Source organism: Pseudomonas sp. 39004, assembly GCF_028682155.1.
Lineage (GTDB): Bacteria > Pseudomonadota > Gammaproteobacteria > Pseudomonadales > Pseudomonadaceae > Aquipseudomonas > Aquipseudomonas capeferrum.
Map to the genome: position 1 here is coordinate 1 of NZ_JANIAG010000017.1, position 17726 is coordinate 17726.

Sequence of the window (17726 nt, forward strand, 5' to 3'; positions counted from 1 at the left end):
AGAGGCCGGCGACGTCTTCACTGAATTCTGCCCAAACGCCTATGCCGAATATTCTCCTGGTCGAGGACGACAGCGCCCTGTCCGAACTGATCGCCAGCTACCTGCAACGCAACGACTTTCATGTCCGGGTGATCGCCCGCGGCGATCATGTGCTGGAGGCCTTGCGCCAGGACAAACCCGACCTGGTCATCCTCGACCTGATGCTGCCAGGTATCGATGGCCTGCAGGTGTGCCGCCTGCTGCGCCAGGAGTCGCAGAGCCTGCCGATCCTGATGCTGACGGCCCGCGACGACAGCCACGACCAGGTACTGGGCCTGGAGATGGGCGCCGACGACTATGTGACCAAACCGTGCGAGCCCCGCGTGCTGCTGGCGCGTGTACGGACCTTGCTGCGCCGCAGCGGCGTGCACGAGCCGCGCCTGGACAGCGAGCAGATCCTGGTTGGCTGCTTGCGCATCGACCTGGCCGAGCGCCTGGTCAGCTGGCGCGGTGAAGAAGTGGAGCTGTCCAGCGGCGAATACAACCTGTTGGTGGTGCTGGCGCGCAATGCCGGTGAAGTGCTCAGCCGCGACCGCATCCTCCAGCAATTGCGCGGCATCGAGTTCAACGGCACCGACCGCTCGGTGGATGTCGCCATTTCCAAGCTGCGCCGCAAGTTCGACGACAGCGCTGGCGAGGCCCGCAAGATCAAGACCGTGTGGGGCAAAGGTTACCTGTTCAGCCGCGTCGAGTGGGAGTGCTGACCGAGCATGCTGAAGATCCTGGTGCGCCTCTACCTGGTGATCATCGTCGCCTACGCCGGTGCGCTGCTGTTCATCCCCGACACCATCGTCGGGCTGTTCCATGATCGCTTCATGGCCTACAACCTGGACCAGGCCAAAGGCGTGCAGTCGCTGATCGTGCGCCAGTTCCAGCAAGCACCACGCGAGCGCTGGCCTGCGGTGGAGCAAGACCTGGCAGACGCCTTTGCACCGCTCGAAATCAAGCTGCTGCGCAGGGACCAGACCGAGCTGAGCGAGGATGAACAGGCGCGCCTGGAGCACGGGTCGTACGCCGTGCGCATCGCTGACTGGGGCTATTACGAAACGGTGCTGGCACCGCTCGACAAGGACTGGCTGGTGCGCCTGCATGCGCCCCCAGACCCACTGGACATCAACGTGCTGTCGTGGGGCGTCACGGTGTTGATCGGCGCGGCGATGCTCGGTTGCCTGCTGCTGTGGGTATGGCCGCACTGGCGCGACCTGGAGCGGCTCAAGGAGACCGCCCGGCGCCTGGGCCAGGGGCAGATGGCGGAACGCACGCACATCTCGCCGCACTCGAACATCGGCGAACTGGCCGGGGTGTTCGACACCATGGCCAGCGACCTGGAGCGCCACGTCAACCAGCAGCGCGAGCTGCTCAACGCGGTATCCCATGAGCTGCGCACACCGCTGACTCGCCTGGACTTCGGCCTTGTGCTGCTGTTCGACGAGGTGCCGCCCACCAGCCGCAAGCGCCTGCTGGAGCTGGTCGGGCACGTGCGTGAGCTGGACGAATTGGTGCTGGAGCTACTGTCCTACAGCCGCCTGTACAACGCCGACCAGGCCCGTGAGCGGGTCGAGGTGTCGTTGCTGGAGCTGGTCGACAGTGTGCTTGGCGGCTTTGCCGAAGAGCTCGACAGCCGCGGCATCCAGTGGGAAGTGCGTGCCGAGCGTGAGCTGCCCCGGTTCGTGCTCGACCCACGGCTGACAGCCCGGGCGGTGCAGAACCTGGTGCGCAATGCGATGCGTTATTGCGACGAAAGCCTGCTGTTGAGGTTGCGGCTCGAAGAGGATGGCGCTTGTCTGCTGACGGTCGAGGACGACGGGATCGGCATTCCGGTTGAAGAACGTGAGCGGATCTTCCAGCCGTTCTATCGTCTGGACCGTAGCCGTGACCGCAATACCGGCGGTTTCGGCCTGGGGCTGGCGATCAGTCGGCGGGCCATCGAAGGGCAGGGCGGAACCCTCACCGTGGCGCAGTCGGCGTTGGGTGGGGCGCAGTTCAGGATTTGTCTGCCTGCGGGTGGGTAGGTTTGCTCTGCTCGGCAGTCCACAGCACGAAGCGATCTTTACCGTTGTGCTTGGCCTCATCTAACGCCTGATCCGTCACCGGATGCGCCCCCCGGTCTTCTCGTAAACGCCTGCACAACGCCGCAACCTGTCGCTCGGCAGCCGGCTGATCCAGCCCATGGAAGAAGATTCCATAAGCCTGGTCGAGCAGCACCTTGGACATATAAAAGTTGTGCAGCTTGGCCTGGCGGATACGCAGGTAGCTGTAGATGACCAGGCCGCTGATGTACAGCGCGTAGCTGATCAGCATGGCGGCTTCCAGGTCTTGCAGGTCGATGTTGGTGCCGTAGACTGGGCTGAGGAGGGTCCAGGTGATGGCCATGGCGCAGTTGAGCATCGGTGAGCTCCTTTGAGGCATGCAGGCTCATGCGTGGTCCTCGTACGGCTCCCTGGACGAAGGTGCATGACGTGTCGCCGCGTGCACGGCATTTATACAAGCAGTCCAATACAGGGTTGTCCAATACGTGCTGGGCAGGCCACGGCGGCGCACAGTGCGGTCGCGCGTTTATTGACGGGTTGGTCAGATATGAATTTCAGCCTTTTTCTTGTGGGCCACATCTTGTAGCTTGGTAGGTCGTTTTTTCAGGGAGCTGAATATGCAAGGCAAGGCACGCAAGATCGTCCAGGCCATCCTCTACGAAGCCATCGCCGTGGCCTGCGTGGCGCCAGCGCTGGAACTGGCGTTTGCTGCCGGTATGGCCCAATCGGCCGTGCTGTCGGTGCTAATGTCGGGCATTGCCATGAGCTGGAACATGGCCTTCAACTGGGCGTTCGAGCGCTGGGAGGCGCGCCAGCAGCAGCGTAAGCGCACCTTCATGCGCCGGGTCTTGCATGCCTTGGGTTTTGAAGGCGGGCTGGTGGTGATTCTGCTGCCGCTGGTGGCGTGGTGGCTGGATGTGAGCCTGTGGGCGGCGTTTCTGACCAACCTGGCGCTGTTCGTGTTCTTCTTCGTCTATGCCTTCGTGTTCCAGTGGGGCTTCGACAAGGTCTTTGATGTGCCGCTTTCGGCGCAGCAGGCAAAGTGTTGACTTGCTGCCATGCGGCGGGATAAGTTCCTACCCCATGAACACATTCCCGCACGTGAACGCCATTATTATTACCGCCATTATCAGTTTGGCGGGCTAGCGCGTACGTGCACCTAACCCGCCCTGGAGGCGGGTTTTTACTCTCTGACTCCTGGGCAACGTGAAAACAGCCAAGGAGTCATCGATGACCAGCTTCAGCGCCAACCTGCGTACCTCGCTCACGCCCCAGCAGCTACTGTCGGAGCAGGTGCGGCGCATTCTCTCTGCGCCCGTCTACGACCTGGCCATCGAAACACCGCTGCAGCCAGCGCCAGCGCTGTCTGCCAGCCTGGGCAACCAGGTGTTGCTCAAGCGTGAAGACCTGCAACCCACGTTCTCGTTCAAGATCCGCGGTGCCTACACGCGGCTGTCGCGTCTGACGGCGGCCCAGCGTGAACGCGGGGTGATCACCGCGTCGGCGGGCAACCACGCCCAAGGCGTCGCCTTGGCAGCTTCGCACCTGGGCCTGAAAGCAACCATCGTCATGCCAACCACCACGCCGTCGCTGAAGGTCGAGGGTGTGCGTTCGCGGGGTGGCCACGTGGTGCAGTACGGTGAGAGTTTCCCCCACGCACTGGCCCATGCCCTGCAGCTGGCCGAGCGTGACGGCGCCACTTTCGTGCCACCCTTCGATGACCCGGACGTGATCGCCGGGCAAGGTACGGTGGCCATGGAGATCCTGCGCCAGCACCCGGGTGACCTGCATGCGATCTTCGTCCCGGTGGGCGGTGGCGGGTTGGTGGCGGGCATTGCCGCCTACGTGAAATACCTGCGGCCCGAGGTCAAGGTGATCGGCGTCGAGCCGGAAGATTCCAACTGCCTGCAGGCTGCGCTGGCCGCAGGCGAACGGGTGATCCTGCCCCAGGTCGGCACGTTTGCCGATGGTGTGGCGGTGGCGCAGGTCGGTGCCCATTGCTTCGAGCTGTGTCGGCACTTCGTCGATGAGGTGGTGACCGTCAACAGCGATGAGCTGTGCGCGGCGATCAAGGACATCTACGACGACACCCGCTCGATCACCGAGCCTTCCGGTGCCCTGGCCGTGGCCGGTATCAAGAAGTATGTGGCCCGCGAGGGTGTGCAGGGGCGGACCCTGGTCGCCATCGACTCCGGCGCCAACGTCAATTTCGACCGCCTGCGGCACGTGGCCGAGCGGGCAGAACTGGGCGAGCAGCGCGAGGCGATCATCGCCGTGACCATCCCCGAGCAACCGGGCAGCTTCCGCGCCTTCTGCCAGGCACTGGGCAAACGCCAGATCACCGAGTTCAACTACCGCTACTACCCGGGCAAGGAAGCGCGTCTGTTTGTCGGGGTGCAGACCCACCCGCTGCACGACCCACGTGAAAAGCTGCTGGCCAGCCTCGCCGAGCAGGGTTACAGCGTACTCGACCTGACCGACAACGAACTGGCCAAGCTGCATGTGCGCCACACCGTGGGCGGGCATGCCGCGCCAGGGGCGGATGAGCGTGTGCTGCGTTTCGAGTTCCCGGAGCGGCCAGGTGCGCTGCTGGGCTTCCTGGAGCGGTTGGGCAAACGTTGGAACATCAGCCTGTTCCATTACCGCAACCATGGCGCCGCAGAAGCGCGGGTATTTGCTGCACTTGAAGTGCCGGCCGATGAGCAGGCGAGGTTGCCGCAGGCACTGGACGAGATGGGTTATCGCTATTGGGACGAGACCGAGAACCCGGCTTACCAGCTGTTTCTTGGTTGATCTGAGCACAACCTCAGGTGTTGGACGCACATCCAACACCTGAGGGCTTCAGCGCTCCCGCATGAAGAAACCAGCCACAAACTTGCGGAAGGTCTCCAGGCTTTTGAAGTCGGCGTAGCGCTTGAAGTTCTCGGCATCCGGCTCGGGGCCGATCGGTTGCTCCAGCAGTGACACGGACAGCACCCGGTCCTGGTCCGATGTCAGTACCAGTTCATCCATCACCTGGCCGCCGATCACCGGCCGGCGCATCTGCACTTTCACGCCCTTGCTGGCCATCCAGTCGATCAGCGACACCAGCGCCTTGAGCGGCTCGCGCTCTTCATCGCGGTACACCGGGAACAGGTGGGAACGCGACAGCACCGGTACGCTGGCCACATGGATCAGTTCATAGAAATGGCTACCGGCGCTGGTGGGCGAATACAGCGCCAATGCCAACAGCGGGCCAGCCGTGCGGTTGCCACCCCAATACAGGTGGTGGCCCTGGAAATCGAACCCCTCGTCACTGCGGTTGTTGAACAGCTTGCGCCCTTTGATCTGGTCGACACAGTCGAGCATCAGGCCATGGCGGCGGTGGTTGCCGAACACCGTGGCCTCGCGCAGCCGGGCCTTGAGCATCATCATGTGCTTCATGTCCAGGCGGGTTTCCAGGTAGTTGCTGGCCGGCACCCGCTCCAGCAGCGGGTAGCGGCTGGCAACGCTGCGCAATTCGGCAAACTGCCCGGTGAGGTCTTTTTTCAGGTGAGTGGCGTAGAGGTTCAGGCCGCTGATCTCGACCCAGGTCAGCAACAGCGACAGCAGCCGTTGCTGTTCGCGCCGGTCATTGCCATCACCGCCGCCGTTGTCTTGGGCCGGGCGAAAGTCACCGATCAGGCGCAACGGTGTATCGGGTGGCAACCACGCAGCGGGTGGGGCAGGGTCGTCTTCGCGCTCTGCGGCTTCACGCTCGTCCTTGGTGAACGGGCAGCCCGGTGCATGCTCGGCAGTACCGGGGTTGTTTTTCAAAAACAGTGTGCCGGTGCTGCCATTGAGGGTCACGTTGAGCACCGGCAGGGCGTCCTTGCGGCAGTCGCAGGCCAGCCACTGGTTGGCGTTACGCACCTTCATCAGCAACTGGTTGGCCTGCAGCAGTTGTGGGCCGACGAGCGTCCCTGTGCTGAAGCCGACCAGCAGTTCTTCTTCGGCGGGTGTGAGGCTGCGCACCTGCGCGGCGGTTTTATCGATGATACGCATTGACGGGCAGCTCCAAGCTACGAGCCCCAAGCTTCAAGCAAAGCGCTTTCACTTTCAACTTGAGGCGCGCAGCGGGCGGCTCAGTTGCCACTGAACAGTGTGGCCGCGCGGGCGCGGATTTCTTCCGGGGTGAGATCCTCTTTGTGCGTGGAGACGAACCACAGGTTGCCGAACGGGTCTTTCAGGGTGCCGCTGCGGTCACCGTAGAACTGGTCCTGCAGCGGCCGCAGCGCAGTGGCACCCGCTGCAATGGCCTGGGCGTAGACCTGGTCGCAGTCTTCGACGTACAGGTGCAGCCCAATTGCCGCGCCATCGACATGCTGGCTGGCGGTAAGCCCGCCCTCCATGTCGCACGGGTCGGCGAGCATCAGTGACGAGTCGCCAATCTTCAGCTCGGCGTGACCGACGCGGCCGTCAGGGCCGTCGAGGCGGAACATTTCGATGGCGCCGAAGGCCTGCTTGTAGAAGTCGATGGCCTTTGCGGCGTCCTTGATGCCCAGGTAAGGGGTGATGCTGTGCTGGCCTTCGGGGATGGGTTTGGCTGACATGGTATGGCCTCCTTTTGCATTGGCAGTGCTGGCCGCTTGCGAGGGCAAGGCCGACACTGATCGCGAAGCTGTATGTTTATACAGCCTGGCGATCAATGCAAATGCCATTTCTCCATTAAGCGCTGGCGGGTTAGAAGATATAGTCGGTGGTCAGGAAGCTCGATTGGCGATTGCGGATGATCTCACTGATCAGCGCTTTGTTGGCTTCCTGGAACTTGGTCGCCACCAGCGTGCGGATCGAGAACACGCGCAAAGCGTCATGCACCGATAGCGTACCTTCGGCGCTGTTCTTGCGGCCGTTGAACGGGTAGGTGTCTGGCCCGCGCTGGCACTGGGCGTTGATGTTGATGCGGCCGACCTGGTTGGCAAACGTATCGACCAGGCTGCCGATGGTCGCCGGGTCGTTGCCGAACAAGCTCAGTTGCTGGCCGTAATCGGAGTCGAGCACGTAGTCGATGACCGTCTGCAGATCGCGGTAGTGCACCACCGGCACCAGCGGCCCGAACTGCTCTTCGTGGTACACGCGCATGTCATGGTTCACCGGGTAAAGCAGGGCGGGGTAGAAGAACGAGCCGCGGCTCTGCCCGCCGCCTTCGTTGATGACTTGCGCACCCTTGGCCTTGGCATCGGCCACCAGGCCGTCGAGGTAGTCGACCTTGCCCGGTTCCGGCAAAGGCGTCAGCGCCACGCCAGGCTCCCACGGCATGCCCGGCTTGAGCGCGGCCAGCTTGCGCTGGAATTTATCCAGGAAGGCCTCGACCACATCCTCGTGGACGAACAGTATTTTCAGCGCAGTGCAGCGTTGGCCGTTGAATGACAAGGCGCCGGTGACGGCCTCTTCGACGGCGTTGTCCAGGTCGACCTGGGGCAGCACGATGCCGGGGTTCTTGGCATCCAGGCCGAGCGCCGCGCGCAGGCGGTGCGGGCGTGGGTGCAGTTTTTTCAGGTCGCTGGCGGCCTTGTGGGTGCCGATGAAGGCGAACACGTCGACCAGGCCGCTGGCCATGAGCGCGCTGACGGTCTCGCGGCCGCGGCCATAGATGACGTTGATCACCCCAGGCGGGAAGCTGTCGCGGAAGGCTTCGAGCAACGGACGAATCAGCAGCACGCCAAACTTGGCCGGCTTGAACACCACGGTATTGCCCATGATCAGTGCGGGGATCAACGTGGTGAAGGTTTCATTGAGGGGATAGTTGTATGGCCCCATGCACAGTGCCACGCCCAGTGGCGCCCGACGGATCTGGCCAAGGGTGCCTTGTTCGAGCTCGAAACGGCTTGAGCGGCGGTCGAGGTCCTTGAGTGCGTTGATGGTGTCGACGATGTAGTCGCAGGTGCGGTCGAACTCTTTTTCCGAGTCCTTGAGGTTCTTGCCGATTTCCCACATCAGCAGTTTGACCACGGCTTGGCGCTGTTCGCGCATGCGTGCAAGGAAGGTTTCGACGTGCTGTATGCGCTCGGCCACGCGCATCGTCGGCCAGACGCCGCGGCCCTTGTCGTAGGCCTGTACGGCGGCATACAGCGCGATAAGGGCGGTGTCGGCGTCGAGCAGCGGGGCGCTGCCGAGCACGACCTGCTGCTCGCCGTCGGCCTGCTTCAGCCAGACCGGGCTGCGCACCGTGGCCAGCGGGCCGTCCCAGCGCTTGAGCTGGCCGTTCACCAAGTAGTCGCGTTGTTCCAGGGGGGCTTCCAGGCGCCAGGTGTCGGGGATGTTGTCGGCGGTGGGGAAGAGTGAATCGAGCAGACGGTCCATGGGTACTGCACCTCACATATCTGAGCGGATTGCGTGCCAGGTGAAACGCTTCAGCTTCGAGCATGCACCGGCCGCAGGAAAAACACCAGTCTGGCTCAACATTGCCTGCGCTGCGCCGATAGAACACTAACCGAGTGTGTGCGCAGGCTTATGATCCCATCCAGCCCCCGTTTTGCGCGCCTGTCACCTGGGTGACAGACGCGTTTGCCGATCAATTCACAGTGGCAGGTTGAACAGAGTGGCTGGCGGGTGCGTCAGCCATTCTTCGCGCAGTACCTGGTCAGCATCGATGGCGGCCAGGCGGCGCCAGAATTCCGCTCGTGCTTGCTGGGGCTGGCTTCGAAAAAAATTGTCGCCGAGCAGCGGTCTCAGGTCGCGACGATACTGCAGCGGAAAACGCTGCCAAAGTGCGACTTGCACAGGCCCGGTTTGCTCGAAGAATTCGTCATAGTCACCCTCACTAACCAGCAGATCGACCTGATGGGCCGTGTTGTAAGCATCAATTTGTGCAAGCACGCCTTCGCCGAGCCAGTCACTTTCCAGGCATAGGGCATGGGCGGACGGTTCCGGTAGGTTGAAGCCGGCAGGCAATTGCACGAACTGGTTGCCCGACATGTCCAGGACGATAGGTTCGGCGACCCGCTCCAGGCCTGCGGGTAACTCGGTCAGCCCGCAATCATTCAGGAACAGGGTTTTAAGGTGATCAAGCCCATTCAGGTCAGGGGCCTCCAGCAGTGGGTTGCCCGACAGATCCAGGACGACAAGCCTGGAGCACTGATTCAAGGATGCTTGTGCGCGGTAGTCCCAAGTGATGCGGTTGTTGTCCAGGTCGAGCCATGTCAATCGACCAGGGTTGGCCAAACGGGGTAGGGCATTGAAGCGGCAATTGGACAGCAACAAACGCTTCAACCCAGGAAAGCGCTCATGCACCTCTGCGGGTAACTGTCTGAGCGAGGGGTTATTGCTCAGCGACAAGTGCTCCACATGGGTGAAGTCGTCCGGCAAGGCCAGGCTGGCCAAATCCTGGTCTTCGAGATCCAGGCCGGAGAGGTCGAGGCTGTAGATGCGCCCCGCGCCCCCGAGCGAAACCGTCGAGAGGCGCCGCCAGGCATTGACGATAGGGCGAATCGCTCGCTGCCGCTGGTGTGGGCGTTGCGGGTCGGGGCGGGCCCACTCGTGCAGGTCGCGGCGCAAGGTATCCAGGCGTTGCTGCAGGTCGCGCAGTCTTTGTGTAGGGGAGCGAAGGTCATTGTCCTCAGTCTCATCATCTTCTTGCCCGCTTTCAAGCGCATCCTCGATCTCTGAATCGGTGGCATTGGGGTATAGGCGGCGGTAGGCGCCGGCCAGTGAGCCCGTTTGACGCGGGTGGGGTGGTTCGGGGTCAAGCGGGCGCCCGCCACGTAGCTGGCCGGGGAGCGCGCGTCGCATGGCGCGATGCCCCCACAGTCTTTGTGCAAGGGCGTCCCTGTTTTCGTTGGCCCAGCTCTGGATGCGCTCGCGTATCGAACTCCCATCTGCCTCGGTGATCGCCAGTGCGCCACGATCGGCCTGCGGCAGCGCCTGTTCGATTGCGCGGCACAGGTCCTGGTCCCGCGTGGCGGGGGCAGGGCGCTGCCCCAGATCAGCTTCATAGCCTTCTGTAGACCTGATGACTCGGCAGATGCGCCTGGCCTGGTCACTGCCAACACTGTCGAGCAGCGGGCCTTCGGGGCTACCGGCACGCAGCTCCAGGCGTACATCGCGCGGCCAGTCAGGCCAGTCAGCGAGGGCGCTGAACAGCAGACGTTCGCTTTCGGCACTGGCCCGAGCCGGCACCAGCACGCCTTCCAAGGCACGTACAAGAGGCAGTTCGCTGTGTGTATGTTCAATCTGTTGGCGCAGCCAGGCAGGTAACGTTGCGTCGTGTTCCCAGGCCAGTGCTTCTACAGCGTCCAGTGGCGCCAGCAAGCGCCTGGCCAGTGCGGCCGACAGGCGGGGGTAGGCCTGCAATAACCGATCTGTCGCGGGCTCGATGGGCCCCTCGCCGTTATACAGGCGCGCGAACAAGGCCTCTGGCGCGTCGCCACTCAGTGCTTGCGCCTTGGCTTGCGCGGCCATGCGCTGCAAGGTGTCGAGCAGCAACGCAGGTGCTGGCTGCCCCTCGAGGTGCACGCGGCGCAAGCTGGCTGCATCGGTACCACTGATGCGGCCTGCCAGGGTAAGTTGGTCTGCCGTCAGCGCAGGGTAGTCTTGCCCCAGACGACGTATCAGTACCGCGAACGACCACTGCGATGGCTGTTCATGACAGCCGCGCCAAGCGCCCTGTTCGTTGTGATCCAGCGGCGGTTGCCAAGCGTCTTGCACGTGGGGGTGGACGATACGCCATTGCTGTAACTCATTGTCCAGGCGTTGCTCGTAGAGATGGCCATCCATGCGAATGAAATACCGGCCGTCGAGCAGGTACTGGCCCTGTGCGTTGGCTTGTACTTGCTCCGGTAACGGCTGGGCGCTGCGGTAAGGTGTGAGATCAGGTTGCCAGAGCTTGTAGCAGCCATCGCTGCTGCGCACCTCGTGCAGCTGCTCCAACAGCGGGCTTTTGAACAGCTTCGGCACCACGTGGCCTGCAGTCACCAAGCCAGCGGCAAGTGCCAGATTCAGCCCGGCCGCCTCCAGATGACGCAGTGCCAGATTGCGATCGCCCTGATGCCAGGCTTCATAACCCTCGTACACTTCGCCAAGCAGTTGGCACGCTGTCACAGCCACCATCAGCGTGCCCACGGCAGGGATGAAGAAACCTGCCAGGTTGAGCGCATCCAGGCCAAGGTCTTCCCACGCTTGCAGACGCCTCGCCCGCGCCTTGGCATCGGCTTCAGCCGTCGGCACCGCCAGTTGGCGTGCTTCGCGCTTGAGGCGGTCTACGTGCAGCGCCTGATGGAAACCGAACGGCTCCTCGGTGATGGCTAGCCGCGTGGGGCGCAGGTCTGCATGACTGGCCCGCGACCATGCCTGGTCGTCGGCAGACGTGCCCGAGGCATCAAGGTTTTGGTGCAGCAAGTCGAGAAAGTGTTGATGCTGGCTCTGCTCAATGTAAGCCATGAACATCTGCCGGGTGGCGGGCTCCAGCAACAGGGCCGCCAATGCGTCGTGAACTGCATCAAGATCGGTAAATAGCCGCAGCGCCTCGTGGCCGGGTAGGTAGAGCAGCAGCCCGGCGTGCCCGGCGTCAATCAGCATGACCTCGTGCAGCGTGATACCGAATAACGCCAGTTGCCAGCACGGCAGATTTTCGCCCTGCAACAAAAGGTCGACGTGGTCACGCGTGGCACCGCTCAGTTCATGGCGCAGGTAGGCCAGGTCGGCAGCCAGGCGCAGCCGGTCCTTGTACACGGCCATTGCCTGCTCGCGAACCTGGGGCTTGGCGAAATGCTGATCCAGATGGGTCTGGTATTGCGCCCCTAAGTCCAGTGTGCGACACAGCGCGGCGAACGAAGCGGGTGCCAGTGGTAATGGCTCCACCTGGTAGTGCTCCGTGTGCATCGCAAAGTGCGATGCGGGCGTTTGCGCACCGGTGAACGCGATGCCCTGCACCTCGGCGGCTGTTACATGAATATTGGCGCTCAGGGCGATGGCACTCTGGGGCGTGAAGGACTCGTCGTCGGCGAAGTTCTGCAGTGCGGCTTGCAGCAGATTGTCGCGTCGATGACTGTAAAGCGTGCGCAGGCCTATCCAATGCCACGTGCTTTCTACCCGAAGCAGCTCAGTGCCACGCAAGGGTGCCGTGCAGTCCTGCTCGGCGAGGCAGGCTTTGAGTCGCGATTCAGCGAATTCGGCAACTTGTTCAAGCCCCCGCAGCGAGCGAGCGAGCGTGGCTTGCGAGCGTAACAGGCGCGATTGGCTACGCTGTACAGCCTCGCGAAGATCGGGGGCGGCATTGGCGAACCAGTCCTGGGTGAAATAGGCCGGTACATGGCTTTGTTTCAAACGCTGCCATTGAGAGGCCGCTATTCGATGGGTCCAGGCAGGAAGCTGTTGCTTGAGCAGGTCTTGATGGGGGGCGAGCGTAGAGAGGGCGGGCATGTGGATGCTCCTTTATGAGGAGCCAGTATCAAACGGCAATTGCTAATAACCAGGTGGTAGCCGAGTAGTGCGCTTAACTGAACATACGTCATGGGTTAGCGTCATAAAGTCATCAAATGCAAACAAGAAATTTGACGTCATAAAATAGGTGTTCATGCTGTCAAAGTGCCGCTTGCCAAAGCATGGCCTTGCATCTTAAATTGTTACTGAATGTGAGAGTGATGTTTCGTAAGCAATCTTTTATATATCAGCGCGTTGGGTGTGTTTATTACAGTCAACTGTGATCTTTTGCTGATCTGCCCTTGGACAACATCAAAGGATGTCGAACCAGCATGAAAGAGAACTTGGCGGCTGTTGCACGAAAACTCATCTCTCCCTCCACGCGCTACGAGATCAGGTTGCTCTCCAGCAAGATACGAGAAGTGCTTGGGCGAGCCTGTTTTTGGCGGTGGGAGGTCGCGAGGTTCCGGCTGCAGCAGGAAAGCCCCTACGAAATCCTCTACATCGGCCGCAAGCACCAGCGCGAGATGGCCAAGCTGCTGATTGGTGGCAAGGTAGCGGGCAACGCCCCGGTGGCCGCCGGCAGTGCAGAGCCTGAAGCGTCCAACCATGTGGTGCTGGTGAGTGAATTGCCCACCACTGGGGCCTTGTCGGTGCCGCACTACCTGAGCGCCGTGGTACCGCTGGGGCGCCCGCTGGAGGACATTACCGCACGCTATGACAGCGAATTGCGCCGCAGCATTCGCAAGAACCGACCGCTCTACCAGATGAGGCAGACACTGTCGGATGAAGAAATCGCAATGGCCGACAGCCAGCTACTGCGCCCCTATGCCACCGCAAGGCAAGGTATTCATGCCGCGCAGTTCCCCACGGACGATGTGTTTCGCATCGCCAAGCATGTAGGGCGTCTGGACCTGATCACCTTGGGCGACGAAGTCATTGGCTGTCACTTGGGGTGTGAAGTGACGCGCGGGGGCAAACGTTATTGGAGCACGCTGCGTTTTGGTTATAGCGAGGCGGTGTTTTCAGATGCGAAAAAACTGCGGGAAGTGAACTCCATCACCACGTTCATGGCGTTGGAGTGGGCACTGCAACAGGGCTTTGATTATTACGATATCGGCCTGTGCCTGGCGCGGCCGGATGACGGCTTGCTGAAATGGAAGAGAAGGCGCGGCGGCGATATCGATTCGTTGGGCAACCATGCCTACCTGTTCGTCAGGCTACCCAAGACCGGCACGGCGAAGTTTCTTTGGGAAACCCCGATGTTCGCTGTCGAAGGCGACAAATTGACCCTGCACCTGGGCTTGCCAGACGGGCCAAGCGAGGAGGAGGTCGCCAGCCGATATCACGAAATGGTGTTTGGCGGGCTGCACAAGATCTACCTCTATGGCACCACCGGTTCGGGGGAGTCCTTTATTGAAACCTTGCGCACGCGGTACGCCAACTTACAGTCGCCGCCGACGATGGAAAGGGTCACATCCAACTGATTCAAAGGGCCAGTGGCCACGCCACCCGGGGGAGCAGCTTCATGGGAAGCGATATGTCGAAATTCAGCGCACCGTCCGCCGGCAAACGGCATAAGTGGACCCTCGCTGCGTATAAGTACATGGCACGCAAGCGACTTGCCCGCAATTCGGCGGTCGACCTGAAAAGCATCGCGTCAAAAAGCTGGGACATTGCGCCGGGTGAGACAACCCTCTCCCCGGCAGCCTTCTATTTACCCAATCAGCTCGAGCGGGTAACGGGGTGGGAGGCCAAGCGCTTTTACCCCTATGTGCATCCAGCGCGCACCATGGAAGGCGGCCTCAGCGTTGTGCAGGGCCCTACACGCGGCTACTTGATCAAGGACGTCTGGCTCATAGACGGGGCGCTCTACAAGGGCAAGGCCAGCCATTGGTTATCGTTGAAACCCAGTACCTTTCCGCGGGTTGTCGTCGAGAACGAAATAGAACGAGCGGCCATCTATTGCACGCAAAATGGCAATTCATGGTTTGGCACCTGGTTGATGGAAGACTGTGTCACTTACGCACTGGCCCGTAACGAGGGCGTACCGGTGACCACGGCGCCATCAGCCCGCTACCCGTTGTTTTCCCAGGCGCCTGCCTATGAAGACTGGTTAGACATGAAGCCCCTACGTCTGCGCAGTGCGTTTTTCCGTGAACTGGTGCTGTTTGACGATCAGAGCAATAACCGCAGCCGGCATTTACGCTACCGGGCCATGGGTGAAAAACTGCTTTCGCACGTCAACCATGAGCCGCACCCCGGCGTGTTCATTTTGCGTGGGGGCGACGGCGACTTGCGTTTCCTGCGTAATGAAATGGCAATTGCAGAGCACTTGCGCCAGACCCGGGGCTTTCGCGTTGTCGACCCGCTGAAGACCGACGTGCCAAGTATTATTGCAGCCTGTGCCGGCGCCAGGGTGGTGGTCGGGGTTGAAGGCAGCCAGTTGGTTCACGGCGTCAACGTGCTGCAAACCGGCGGCTGCGTGTTGACGTTGCAGCCTCCCAACCGTTTTGTCAGCTATTACAAGTACCTGACGGATCGCGACCAGCAGCACTTCGGCTTTGTGGTGGGCATGCCAGAGGGCGATGGTTTCAGGATTGATATCGAGGAAGTGGAACGCACCCTTGATCTGATGCCCTTATAGTCCGTGTCAGTGCCTGGTTCAAAAGCGCCAGATTTCGGTTCGCAAGCTCAACGATTGGCATTTGCTTTCTCACCGATGAAACGCACTCGCTTCCACGCTTAACGCCTTTCCTTGCCGGTATCGCACACGGCTGGGTCTTCCGAGCGGCTGGAGTTATAGAAAAGTTAGGCATTTCAGTCTCTTACAGCGAAGCGGCAAGTGTTAGGGTACTGCCTTGGGCGCTTGCATTTTTTGCGTGACGGCATTTTGACGAAGTCACCCCTCGTTCATTGAGATTTATTATGGTGTCGGATCATTGACGTAGTGTCATTGTGCCCATAAGCTCAAATCAACAGCGAGGAAGTCTCCCGCTAAACCCAAATATAACGACTTTTATTATCCTCTATATAGGAGGGGGTTATGCGCTCGACACTGTTCATAAAATCAATATTCTTGTTGGTGCTTTTAAGTGGCGCAGCACGCGCTGCTGATTCTTATGTCAATCAAAACAGTGTCATTCCTGTCGCAACGGCAGGTTGGTTCTTCGCCTTCGCGGTGATTGGTTTTGTGGCAGTTGCCAATAGAAGAAAGATTTAAACACTCAACGCGTCGGCAGGGTGAAGTACGTCTTTAACGGTTGTTCAATAGCACACTCATTCAGTGCCGTCGGTAATTTGACGACTGTGCTTTGATGCACGACTTTTCGCTGCCGCGGGCGGCTTGTCAATTTTCCAACTGTTGCTATATTCCAGTAGCCAGTAATTGCCAATAGCCGTAGGGTAGCGCAGCGTGCTGGTGGGTCAGGGCTTCGCAGCGTCAGTTACAGGGCCTCCAGGATGGTTGAGGCCGTCGCAGCAGGTGGTACGGTTGCGAAGTGGAGCGAGAGTTTGTGTGCCGTTCTCATTCAGTGCTCTTTGTCGGGCCATTAGGCCGGAGGGACCCTCATGGTACGTTCATTGTGTTCCGCTTTTTGCGTGCTGATGCTGTGGTCCGGTACCGGCAACGCCCTCGAAAATAACGCAAGTTACCTGCTCAGCCCTGGCGACGTGGTGATGGTGTCAGTCTGGCAAGAGGAGAGCCTGCGCCAGGAGGCCACCGTGCTTCCCGATGGTAGTATCACCTTCCCCTTGGCCGGGCGAATCGATGTCGCCGGCCTCGATGTCACGGCGGTCGAAAAACAGGTCGCTGCCAAACTCGAAAAATTCCTCCCCGACCCGAACGTCAGCGTTGTCGTCAAGAGCATCGCCGGCAACCTGGTCTATGTGCAGGGCAAGGTGATCAAGCCAGGGCCCGTGCAAATGGCGGGCCCAACGGCTGTACTGCAGGCCTTGAGCATGTCGGGCGGTTTGGACAAATTCGCTGACGAAAGCGCCATCAAGGTGGTCCGTGTCGACAAGGGCAGACAACAGATTCTGCCCGTGCGATATAAGGATCTGGTTTCCGGGCGCGACATGTCCACCAACATCCAACTTCAGGCTGGCGATACGCTGGTCGTTCCTTGATCTTGCCTTAATAAGAACACTTAATGCCTCTTCTAAGAACAACTAGCATTGCAACGGCAATCTTGGTCTTGCCGTTTACGGACGCGGTCCAGGCAGCAAATTGGCAGTCCTCGGTGGTGGTGCCGACTTCGGTCGAATACGACAGCAACCCCTTGTTGCTGTCGTCTGAAGAAAAGGGGGTGACGCGCACGATCATCGCGCCCGACTACACCCTGGTCGGTACCTTCGACCGCGACGAGTTGCGCTTGGGTCTTGGCATGCAGGTGTTGCGCTCGTCCGACACCGATATCGTCGACGACCGCGAAGACCCCAACGTGAGCCTGGGCTGGCAGCGAGACACCGAGAAAGGGCGTTTTGGCCTGGTGGCCCTGTACAACGAAAGCTCCACGTTGTCTGGCACCGTGCAGGACACCGGTGTGGTGACGACCGATGGCACGCAAAAGCTGTATTCGCTGGCAGGCAACTGGAGCAGCGCCATCACCGAGCGCAGCACGTTGTCCAACGAAACCAAGTACACCCGTGCCCGTTATGACATCGACACCCTGACCGGCTACAACGAACTGGGCAACGTATTCACCTGGACCTACGCCTGGAGTGAGCGGGCCGACCTGTATACGCGCTTTGGCGCAAGGCGTTATGAGCCCGAGGAAGACCTTACTGCCACGGCCTCCAACAGCTACACGCCTGCGGTCGGGGTCAAGTATCAGTTTTCCGAACGCCTGAGTGCGGATGCGCACCTGGGGGTCAACAAGGTGTCCGGGTCCGAGGGCGGTCGGCGGGGTGAGGGCGGTGCTTCGCTGCTGTATACCGGGGTGCGCTCCGATGCCAGTTTCAGCGCCGAACGCAGCACGGTCGCCAGTGCCGAGGGTGGCTTTGCCCAGCTCGACATGGTGCGCGGTATCTACAGTTATGCAGTCAACGAACTGACCCGTGTCGGGGCCGATGCGTCATGGCAAGACAGCAAGGGGCAAACGCCCAACACCCTGCAAACCTACAGCGTTTGGGCCAGCCGGGAATTTTCGCCTTTTTGGGATCTGCGCCTATCGTTGATGTACAAGGAACGGCGCCAGGATGATGCACCCGATGCGACCGCTACGATTGTTGGTTTGACGTTGACGTATAGGTACCCCGACCTCTGAACTTCAGCCTGGT

The 17726-nt window shown here is 60.9% G+C and carries 13 protein-coding genes and 1 pseudogene; 9 read left to right on the top strand and 5 right to left on the bottom strand.

Going from position 1 to position 17726, the window contains the following annotated elements; genetic code table 11:
* The first annotated feature begins 41 nt into the window (after positions 1-41).
* Entirely contained in the window at positions 42-743 is a 702-nt protein-coding gene (locus NP534_RS04985; protein ID WP_033697621.1) for a response regulator transcription factor, read from the top strand.
* A gap of 6 nt (positions 744-749) precedes the next feature.
* The gene (locus NP534_RS04990; protein ID WP_274097979.1) at positions 750-2051 is read left to right on the top strand and encodes an ATP-binding protein; all 1302 of its coding nucleotides are present in this window, start codon (positions 750-752) and stop codon (positions 2049-2051) included.
* Here NP534_RS04990 and NP534_RS04995 read toward each other — a convergent pair.
* A pseudogene (locus NP534_RS04995) lies at positions 2023-2418 on the bottom strand (GGDEF domain-containing protein); the annotation flags it as partial. The gene NP534_RS04990 and the pseudogene NP534_RS04995 sit on opposite strands and share 29 nt — an antisense overlap.
* A gap of 268 nt (positions 2419-2686) precedes the next feature.
* Here NP534_RS04995 and NP534_RS05000 point away from each other — a divergent pair.
* Both NP534_RS05000 and ilvA read left to right on the top strand, forming a co-directional pair.
* The gene (locus NP534_RS05000; protein ID WP_274097980.1) at positions 2687-3118 is read left to right on the top strand and encodes a PACE efflux transporter; all 432 of its coding nucleotides are present in this window, start codon (positions 2687-2689) and stop codon (positions 3116-3118) included.
* A 181-nt stretch (positions 3119-3299) separates the two neighbouring features.
* Entirely contained in the window at positions 3300-4862 is a 1563-nt protein-coding gene (gene ilvA / locus NP534_RS05005) for a threonine ammonia-lyase, biosynthetic (protein WP_274097981.1), read from the top strand.
* A 48-nt stretch (positions 4863-4910) separates the two neighbouring features.
* On the opposite strand, the gene NP534_RS05010 is transcribed toward ilvA, so the two are convergent.
* The 4 genes from NP534_RS05010 to NP534_RS05025 form a co-directional block, all read right to left on the bottom strand.
* Positions 4911-6092 carry a hypothetical protein gene (locus NP534_RS05010; protein ID WP_274097982.1) on the bottom strand — a complete coding sequence of 394 codons (1182 nt, stop codon included), beginning with the start codon at positions 6090-6092 and terminating at the stop codon, positions 4911-4913.
* A gap of 80 nt (positions 6093-6172) precedes the next feature.
* A complete protein-coding gene (locus tag NP534_RS05015) occupies positions 6173-6640 on the bottom strand; it encodes a VOC family protein (RefSeq protein ID WP_274097983.1) in 468 nt (155 codons plus the stop codon).
* A 130-nt stretch (positions 6641-6770) separates the two neighbouring features.
* Positions 6771-8390, bottom strand: coding sequence for an NADP-dependent glyceraldehyde-3-phosphate dehydrogenase (locus NP534_RS05020; RefSeq protein WP_274097984.1), 1620 nt, complete (start codon positions 8388-8390; stop codon positions 6771-6773).
* 216 nt (positions 8391-8606) lie between these two features.
* The gene (locus NP534_RS05025) at positions 8607-12446 is read right to left on the bottom strand and encodes a leucine-rich repeat domain-containing protein (protein WP_274097985.1); all 3840 of its coding nucleotides are present in this window, start codon (positions 12444-12446) and stop codon (positions 8607-8609) included.
* A 332-nt stretch (positions 12447-12778) separates the two neighbouring features.
* Here NP534_RS05025 and NP534_RS05030 point away from each other — a divergent pair, with 332 nt between their 5' ends.
* From NP534_RS05030 to NP534_RS05050, 5 genes are all read left to right on the top strand, one after another.
* Complete coding sequence (locus tag NP534_RS05030; protein ID WP_274097986.1) at positions 12779-13933, top strand: hypothetical protein; 1155 nt, start codon at positions 12779-12781, stop codon at positions 13931-13933.
* 41 nt (positions 13934-13974) lie between these two features.
* Positions 13975-15093 carry a glycosyltransferase 61 family protein gene (locus tag NP534_RS05035; protein WP_274097987.1) on the top strand — a complete coding sequence of 373 codons (1119 nt, stop codon included), beginning with the start codon at positions 13975-13977 and terminating at the stop codon, positions 15091-15093.
* A gap of 399 nt (positions 15094-15492) precedes the next feature.
* A complete protein-coding gene (eppA, locus tag NP534_RS05040; protein WP_077068395.1) occupies positions 15493-15669 on the top strand; it encodes an EPS-associated small membrane protein EppA in 177 nt (58 codons plus the stop codon).
* A gap of 347 nt (positions 15670-16016) precedes the next feature.
* Positions 16017-16574 carry a polysaccharide biosynthesis/export family protein gene (locus tag NP534_RS05045; protein WP_033697637.1) on the top strand — a complete coding sequence of 186 codons (558 nt, stop codon included), beginning with the start codon at positions 16017-16019 and terminating at the stop codon, positions 16572-16574.
* Positions 16575-16597: 23 nt separating this feature from the next.
* Positions 16598-17713, top strand: coding sequence for a hypothetical protein (locus NP534_RS05050; protein ID WP_274097988.1), 1116 nt, complete (start codon positions 16598-16600; stop codon positions 17711-17713).
* Positions 17714-17726 lie beyond the last annotated feature (13 nt).

What these genes read in the sequence shown, in the direction of transcription:
- NP534_RS04985 (WP_033697621.1), top strand. Translation starts at nt 42, where the DNA reads ATGCCGAATATTCTCCTGGTCGAGGACGACAGCGCCCTGTCCGAACTG.
- NP534_RS04990 (WP_274097979.1), top strand. Translation starts at nt 750, where the DNA reads ATGCTGAAGATCCTGGTGCGCCTCTACCTGGTGATCATCGTCGCCTAC.
- NP534_RS05000 (WP_274097980.1), top strand. Translation starts at nt 2,687, where the DNA reads ATGCAAGGCAAGGCACGCAAGATCGTCCAGGCCATCCTCTACGAAGCC.
- ilvA (WP_274097981.1), top strand. Translation starts at nt 3,300, where the DNA reads ATGACCAGCTTCAGCGCCAACCTGCGTACCTCGCTCACGCCCCAGCAG.
- NP534_RS05010 (WP_274097982.1), bottom strand. Translation starts at nt 6,092, where the DNA reads ATGCGTATCATCGATAAAACCGCCGCGCAGGTGCGCAGCCTCACACCC.
- NP534_RS05015 (WP_274097983.1), bottom strand. Translation starts at nt 6,640, where the DNA reads ATGTCAGCCAAACCCATCCCCGAAGGCCAGCACAGCATCACCCCTTAC.
- NP534_RS05020 (WP_274097984.1), bottom strand. Translation starts at nt 8,390, where the DNA reads ATGGACCGTCTGCTCGATTCACTCTTCCCCACCGCCGACAACATCCCC.
- NP534_RS05025 (WP_274097985.1), bottom strand. Translation starts at nt 12,446, where the DNA reads ATGCCCGCCCTCTCTACGCTCGCCCCCCATCAAGACCTGCTCAAGCAA.
- NP534_RS05030 (WP_274097986.1), top strand. Translation starts at nt 12,779, where the DNA reads ATGAAAGAGAACTTGGCGGCTGTTGCACGAAAACTCATCTCTCCCTCC.
- NP534_RS05035 (WP_274097987.1), top strand. Translation starts at nt 13,975, where the DNA reads ATGGGAAGCGATATGTCGAAATTCAGCGCACCGTCCGCCGGCAAACGG.
- eppA (WP_077068395.1), top strand. Translation starts at nt 15,493, where the DNA reads ATGCGCTCGACACTGTTCATAAAATCAATATTCTTGTTGGTGCTTTTA.
- NP534_RS05045 (WP_033697637.1), top strand. Translation starts at nt 16,017, where the DNA reads ATGGTACGTTCATTGTGTTCCGCTTTTTGCGTGCTGATGCTGTGGTCC.
- NP534_RS05050 (WP_274097988.1), top strand. Translation starts at nt 16,598, where the DNA reads ATGCCTCTTCTAAGAACAACTAGCATTGCAACGGCAATCTTGGTCTTG.